This window comes from Microcystis sp. M53603_WE2, assembly GCF_030065435.1.
Genome location: NZ_JASJFF010001218.1, coordinates 1 through 7,717 on the forward strand (window position 1 = coordinate 1; position 7,717 = coordinate 7,717).

At 40.9% G+C, this 7,717-nt stretch carries 6 protein-coding genes; 4 read left to right on the forward strand and 2 right to left on the reverse strand.

All coding sequences use genetic code 11. The annotated features are described in order from the left end of the window. Positions 1–393 precede the first annotated feature (393 nt). Both PX481_RS25465 and PX481_RS25470 read left to right on the forward strand, forming a co-directional pair. Positions 394–1,176 carry an MBL fold metallo-hydrolase gene (locus tag PX481_RS25465; RefSeq protein ID WP_002761468.1) on the forward strand — a complete coding sequence of 261 codons (783 nt, stop codon included), beginning with the start codon at positions 394–396 and terminating at the stop codon, positions 1,174–1,176. 237 nt (positions 1,177–1,413) lie between these two features. Beyond that, the gene (locus PX481_RS25470) at positions 1,414–2,367 is read left to right on the forward strand and encodes a DNA-methyltransferase (protein WP_002761465.1); all 954 of its coding nucleotides are present in this window, start codon (positions 1,414–1,416) and stop codon (positions 2,365–2,367) included. 119 nt (positions 2,368–2,486) lie between these two features. Here the strand turns inward: PX481_RS25470 and PX481_RS25475 are convergent, their stop codons facing one another. Then, a complete protein-coding gene (locus tag PX481_RS25475) occupies positions 2,487–3,557 on the reverse strand; it encodes a glycosyltransferase family 4 protein (RefSeq protein ID WP_002761464.1) in 1,071 nt (356 codons plus the stop codon). A gap of 188 nt (positions 3,558–3,745) precedes the next feature. Beyond that, on the reverse strand, positions 3,746–4,876 hold the full coding sequence (locus PX481_RS25480; RefSeq protein ID WP_002761463.1) for a glycosyltransferase family 4 protein: 1,131 nt from the start codon (positions 4,874–4,876) through the stop codon (positions 3,746–3,748). 512 nt (positions 4,877–5,388) lie between these two features. Here PX481_RS25480 and PX481_RS25485 point away from each other — a divergent pair. Next, the gene (locus PX481_RS25485) at positions 5,389–6,582 is read left to right on the forward strand and encodes a ScyD/ScyE family protein (protein WP_002761460.1); all 1,194 of its coding nucleotides are present in this window, start codon (positions 5,389–5,391) and stop codon (positions 6,580–6,582) included. A gap of 355 nt (positions 6,583–6,937) precedes the next feature. After that, positions 6,938–7,639: a DUF3120 domain-containing protein gene (locus PX481_RS25490; protein WP_002757120.1), complete on the forward strand. Its 702-nt coding sequence runs from the start codon at positions 6,938–6,940 to the stop codon at positions 7,637–7,639. Positions 7,640–7,717: the final 78 nt, after the last annotated feature.

Genomic DNA, 7,717 nt, shown 5'->3' on the forward strand with positions numbered 1-7,717 from the left:
AGATTTGGGTTTTCAGTAAGCAGCATTAAGTGAGGAGTGTTACAGCGTTTCTCCTCAAGATGAAGTGTAACCTAAGTAGATAGGTATTAAAAACTTTCAGATCCCCCCGCCTATCGGCACACCCCTTATCAAGGGGTGCAGGGGGGAACTAACCTAAAATCCATTTTTAATTTAATTATAACCAGCTACTTAATTTGGTATCATCCCCAGACGACTGGCTACTGTTGCCTGTTCCCTAAAACCAGAGACTTCCTACCTCACCATTAAGATAACTGCTATAAATGGCATTAACAGTGCTGTGTTTTCACTGATGACTGAAAAACCCCCAAGCGCAGAAAAGTTAATGCTAATGTTAAATTAAATTAAGAAAATCCCCATTCTTCCTCGGCTTATATGCAGTTAACTTGGCTTGATAGTAATTCTTGGTTAATCGAAATCGGGGGAAAACGCCTGCTTCTCGATCCTTGGTTGGTAGGTTCCCTGACTTTTGGTAATTTAACTTGGCTATTTGAGGGCAAAAAAACCGCTAATCATGCCATTCCCGAAAATATCGATCTGATTCTTCTCTCCCAAGGTTTGGAAGATCACGCCCATCCTCCTACTTTACAGGTACTCGATCGCCAAATTCCCGTGGTAGCTTCTCCTAATGCCGAAAAAGTGGTTCGAGCGCTTAATTATACCCATCTCATCCCTTTAACCCACGGCTCTAGTTATATCTTTGACAATGCGATCGAAATTACTGCTGTCCCCGGTTCTCCAGTCGGGCCGACTCTGGTGGAAAATGGTTATGTTATCAAGGAATTAGCGACAAATCAGAGTATCTACTACGAACCCCACGGTTATCATTCTCCTAGCCTCGATTCTCTCGGTAAAATTGATGTTATTATCACTCCTTTGATTGACTTAAAAATACCTTTCCTCGGACCGGTAATCAAAGGACAAGAAAGCGCCTTAGCAGTCTGTCAACGCTTGCAGCCTCAATATATTATTTCTACGGCTGCCGGTGGTGATATCGAGTTTAAAGGGTTATTGATGGCGGTGTTAAGTGCTGAGGGTAGTCCCGAATCTTTTCAAGAATTATTAACATCCCATGACTTGCCGACAAAGGTAATTGATCCTCGTCCTTGGCAACCTTTTACAGTGGAATTAGGCGAGTGCGTTTCTGGTTTGAGCTAATCTGAGTTAAGGGAAGAATAGAAAAAAGTTAAAACTTTCTTCCCGATTTTTATCTAAAAAAGTAGAATTTTTGTTATATCTTTGCTGGCTACAGATAACATTAATTGTTTGAAAAAACTGGCTCTCTTGCATATTGGATGTAAAATGGGTAAGACCCCACACCCCACACCCTGCCCCCAGGAAAAACTTTTTGCCGCAAACCCTAATTAAAAGTGGTTCTTCTCTGCTAAATTTTCTATGAATCAGTTGCCCTTATTTTCTCAATCAAAATCAGTGCGAGACTTTTATCAACCTGATGCCGAAATAATTCTTTATCAAGGAGATACCAATAATTTTATCAAGACTATACCAGATAATTCTGTGAGCTTGATTATTACTTCTCCTCCCTACAATTTAGGAAAAGACTACGAAAAAAAAATCTCTTTGGATACTTATCTGGAAACCCAAACCAAAATTATGCGAGAATTCTCTAGAATCTTGCAAGATAATGGCAGTATTTGCTGGCAGGTGGGAAATTTCGTTCAAGAGGGAGAAGTTTATCCTTTAGATATTTTTTATTATCAGCTATTTAAACAAATGGGCTTCTTTTTAAGAAATAGAATTGTCTGGCATTTTGGCCATGGACTACATACCTCTAAAAGATTTTCTGGCAGGTATGAAACTATTTTGTGGTTGACAAAAACCGATAAATATATCTTTAATCTTGATCCAGTGAGAATCCCCGCTAAATACCCTGGTAAGCGCCATTTTAAAGGTAAAAATATCGGTAAACCCTCTGGTAATCCTTTAGGGAAAAATCCCAGCGATGTTTGGGAGTTTTTAGCACAAGAATGGGATGAGTTACTATGGGATATTCCTAACGTTAAATCTAATCATCCAGAGAAAACTATTCATCCTTGTCAATATCCAATCGAATTAGTAGAAAGATGTGTTTTAGCCTTGACAAATGAGGGGGATTGGGTTTTCGATCCTTTTGCCGGGGTCGGAACTTCTCTGATTGCTAGTATTATGCACAATCGTCGAGTGATGGGGAGTGAAAAAGAAGCAGAATATGTGAAAATTGCCAGGGAAAGAATCGCAGCTTATTTGCAAGGAAATCTCAAAATTCGTCCTTTAGGAAAACCTATTCATCAACCTAATGGTAAGGAAAAAGTTGCTCAAATTCCCCAAGAATGGCACAATAATATATAGGAAGTAACACTCAATCTCCCCAGGAGAGTACAGGTTTTTGCTCTCATATCCTTGGGTTTTAATGCTTACTGCCGTCTAACCCATCCTGCAATGATTGATAAGTTTTTTTGTCACCATTTTTAGAGAAAACTTTGCAGAATTGTGGCGGTTTCTTGACCGGTTTTTTCCCAACTAAAAAGCTCGGCGCGTTGGCGACTCAAGGATTTTAATTTAAGACGTAATTGTTCATCGGTGGCGATTTGCTGCATTGCCTCTCTCATCTCATAGATACTATAGGGATTAATTAAAATTGCCGCCTCTCCTGTGACTTCCGGGAGAGAGGAAAGATTAGAAGTAATCACAGGAGTTCCACAGGCGATCGCTTCTAGTACAGGTAATCCGAAACCTTCCCAAAGGGAAGGATAAACTAAAGCAGTTGCTTGGTTTAAAAGTTGCGGCAATTCTTCATAGGAAACATAGTTTAAAAATTGCACCCGTTGAGAGATTGATAATGCTTCTACCTGTTGCTGCAGAGCCGGGGTAAAACGGGGGTCAAATTGACCGACAATTAATAATTGATATTCGGGATCAATTTGGGAAAAAGCAGTAATTAAACGACCGAGATTTTTATGAGGATCATAACGACCAAGATAGAGAAAATAGGGACGAGTCGCCAGATTTAGAGGACGAAAATTATCAGAATCATATCCAGAAAGAATCACGGTTATTTTGTCAATAGGTATCTTAAAAAACTTATTAATATCGGCGGCAGTTGCTTGGGAAACAGCGATAATATGTGTGGCTTTTTTCAGGACTTGGGGTAAATAGTATTTATTATAAAAAGTTAGCGGAGAAAATTTCGGGAACCGCAGGGGAATTAAATCATGAACTGTGACAATATAGCGGCAATTTCCATAAATAGGTGCTTCGGGAATGGGGGTAAATAGTAGGGAAGACTTTAATTGTTGATAGGTTTGATAGAGTTGGGTTTCTGTCCAAATTAAGCGCCTAATATTGCCTTTGGTTCCCTGCTCTTGGGTGAGGTTTGCCGAGACAGGATAGGTGTTAAAATCTGGGTAACTATTAGAAGTGATTAGGGTAGGATTTAAGTTGGCTAATTGGGGAATGAGATTTTTAGTATAGGTAGTCAATCCAGTATATTTAGTACCGAGAAAAGCGAGATTGATTAATAATTGATGATTCCTATTCATAGATATTAGCTAGTTAAGTAGGTAGGTGTTAAAAGTTGTCAGACACCCCCCTTATCAAGGGAAGATTAAGGGGTGATCAGCACCCCCCTTATCAAGGGGGGATTAAGGGGGGATCGGCACCCCCCTTCCCTTATCAAGGGGGGATTAAGGGGGGATCCATCTTCAATTTAATTATAAATACTTACTTATTATAAAAGAGAACGATAAGCTTTTATAGTAGCTTGTGCGGTTTTTTGCCAAGAGAATTTTGTCGCTTGTTTTTTTCCTTTCGTGATTAATTCTTGACGGAGAGAGGTATCACTAATAACTTGATAGATTGCCGCAGCAATTTCTAGGGGATTATCCGGATTAATTAATATTGCCGATTCTCCCGTGACTTCGGGTAAGGATGCAGTATTAGCAGTTACCACGGGACAACCTAAAGTCATCGCTTCTAAAACTGGTAATCCAAAACCTTCGTAAAAAGAAGGATAGACAAAAACATCAGCTTTTTGATAATAATCCGCAACTAAGTCATCAGCAAGATAATCAAGATGTTGGATACTATCTCGAAAGGGAGACTGAGATATTTTATCAAAAATTGGTTGATACTTCCATCCTTTTTTGCCAATCAGAATCAGATTATGGTCTAATTTATACCTGTCCTTGAGATAGTTAAAAGCACTGATAAGATTAATAATATTTTTTCGTGGTTCTAGGGTACTAACAAAGAGTAAATAGGGTTTAGTGATAGTTAGATATGAGGGAGAATTGGGGAGGTAAGAATAACGACTTGCGAGGGGAGTAACAAAAATTTTCTCTGGGTTCACATCTAAATATTCAATAATATCTCGTTTGGTACTTGCGGAGTTAGCAATAACTAAATCTGTCCATTGTAGAGATTGTTTAATGCGTTGGGTGTAGGTTTTGACAATCCCCGTGACAAACTCAGGATATTTCATAAAAGTAACATCATGAATAGTCATAACTTGACGACTCTGACGACAAGGATACACCACATGATCCAATCCGTGGAGAATATCGGGAGAATCAAGAAAGTTTTCTAGATAGGAAATTAGAGGATTAGGAAATTGGGTTAAGATATTGCTAAGACTGACGGGAATTGGTAAACATTTAACCTCTGGATAGGATTGCAGTTTTTCGGGGATAGAAAGATTACCCCGCAGCCAGTTTTTTACCGATGGTTGAAAACAGAGGGACAGGGAAAAGTTTTCTTGGTTTTGTAATTTAGCTAATTCGGCAATCAGGTGATAAGCATATAATCCAATTCCACTAGGATTTTGTCTTATCGGTGTACCATCAACTAAAATTTTAAGCATTTGTGGTTAGATGAGATTGACGGGATAGATATTTTTAAAATTACAGATTCAATTGTCAATTTTGCTCGCTTAGGACAAGATTAAAATCGGCAATAAACTCCACCCTAATAGTTAATCTTACCCTATAACGTCCCTAAATAGCGGCCTTTTTTGGCTAGGTTACAGCCAATACTCAATTTATCGGGCAATTTTTTCGATTATTGTCCCCTCACCTACCCTACTACTATGATTGTCAACGGGTACTTATAAGCTAAGACCTATTTTAATCGCCTATCCTTAGATTAGCTGCATCTCCTTGACGAGAAACGCTGTAATTAGTTATAATTACGGAAGAATAGCTTCCCCGTACTTGTGGTGAGCGGAGATTTCTCAAAGGTTATCTCAGGGATGGCTTAGTCCCCTACAGAACAACCAACATCGGGTAAGGCCGAAAAATCTTGATTAACTAATGTTTTCAGTTTTCTTGTTTTCGGTTAAGATGGTCTGATGATTTAGTAACTTGGCAGTAACGTATGAGTAACAAAAAGTTAACCATCACCCTAGCTCTCACTGTTGGTTTTGTTAGTCCAGCCGCTCCGATATTAGCCGCTAATATTTCTACCACCGTTCTCGCAAGCGGTTTAAATAATCCTCGGGGCATGACCTTCGGTCCTGATGGCCAGCTTTATATCGCCCAAGCAGGAAGAGGTGGTAACGGAACTTGTATTTTGTCAGGAGGTCAAAGTCAAGTTTGCTACGGACCCACTAGTGCAATCGCTCGTTTGAATACAACCACGGGAGCAACGGAGGTCTTGATCGATAATTTACCGTCCTTGGCTCAACAACCATCAGGCAATGAAGGTACTGGTCTTCAAGACCTTTACTTCGACCAATCAGGGCAGCTATTCGGTATTATCGGTTTGGGAACTAATCCAGATGTTAGGGATAATACTTTAAGCGTTTCTGCCTTTGGACAGGCGATCGCCATCAACCTCACTGGAACACCTAGTTGGTCGCCCGTAGCAGATTTAGCCAATTTTGAGAGAAATAATAATCCTGATAGGGATGAAGTTGATAGTAATCCCTACTCCCTCGTTGTGCAAAATGGTGTTATTTATGCCACCGACGCGGGGGGAAATTCCTTGCTCAGAGTTGATGGCAACGGGGCTATAACAGCGATCGCTGCTTTTCCTGTTCGCTCAGTTACACCACCACCCTTTATCCCTAATTTACCGAATCCTTTTCCTATGCAAGCCGTACCCACAGGGATGGCTATTGGTCCGGACAATCAACTCTATATCGGGCAACTTACTGGATTTCCTTTTCCCGTTGGTGGGGCTAATGTTTATCGGTTTAATGGCACCAATTTAGAAGAATTTGCGACAGGTTTTACTAATATCATTGATCTTGCTTTCGCCCCCGATGGTAGTTTATATGTTCTAGAATATGCTAGTAATTTTCTGGCAGGAGATTTTAGTGGTCAGCTTTGGAGAATAGCACCTAATGGGACTCGTCAAAGTATTTTAGACGAGGGTTTATCCTTTCCCACGGGTTTAGCAATTGGGGATGATGGAGCTATCTATGTTGCCAATCAAGGCTTTGTGGGCGGACAGGGGCAAATTTTAAAGATAACTTCAACCCCAGAAATGACCTCGGTGATCGCTTTAGGAGTTACTGCACTAATGGGTTTACGATTACGCTCTAAAAAAAAGTCAACTTCTTTGTAACCGTTCGGGGGGGGGCGAAATCTGGCAATCTGAGAGATATCGCTCTTGGAGGGAGTCTGGCAAAAGTCTTACAGTCTCTAAACTCTAGCTCTCTTATGGGGTAAGCCTTCAAGCTATCGCTAACTAACAGAAACCCGAAATTTGAGTTTTTATTAGAAAAAAAGTTAGCGTTCCCTTGTCAAGCAAGGGTTTCAGAGCCTAGATTCGGTTAGGGATTTCCGAAAGTCCCAGAAGAGCGTTAGGGCATTGCCAAAAACAATTTTTTAATTTCCCCAAATCCCCCTAGGGGGGATATAGTAGAGAGAGAATGATGTATCTTAATATAAGTAAAGTTTTGTAACAATTCTGAAATCCTTTGCTCAACTCTACCCTAGTCCCCAGCAATCCCGATCGCCTGAAACCCCTAGTCCCTAACTGGGAAAAATGTCAATCCGTCTTTTGGACAGCAGCATTTCTGGTATCAGTCCCCGTGTTCATACAAGCGCCCCTAGTGCGCTACTATCCCGAAATTAGCCTAGGTTTAACCGTTTTCTGGGTGGGGTTAGGGATTTGGCTGCTCAAACAGGCAAAAATCAGTCTTTGGGGGGATTTACTTTTGGGCTTTAGTTGGAGTTGGTTAGCCGGTTCTCTGTACTGGGGTTGGTGGCGTTGGGAACCATTGATCCACATTCCCATGGAAGCGATCGGGCTGCCCTTTGTTCTCTGGGGATTATACAAAGGTCGCGGCAAAGTGGGCAATCTTTTCTATCTCGGTTCTTTGTTAGGAACCGCCATCACCGACTTATATTTCTATCTAACGGGACTAATTCCCTACTGGCGACAATTAATGACCGTGGAACTAGATCCCAACCTAGTATCGCCGATATTTGATAACGCCTTGGCCCAAATTCAGACCCCCTGGGGCATCAGTTGGGCGATAGTGCTGCTCAACCTGCTCCTAGCGATCGGTATCTATCCTTTGCAAAAACGGGTATGCCATTGGTGGGCATTTAGCGGAGCCGTATTGAGTACAATTTTAGTCGATGGTTTATTTTGGATTACCGCTTCTCTGGCCTAATGGTTTTCCTAGCTCATTTCCATTTCTGGTCAATAGAATAAACTATATAGTTAGCACCCCCTGTCTATCGCTGCTCAT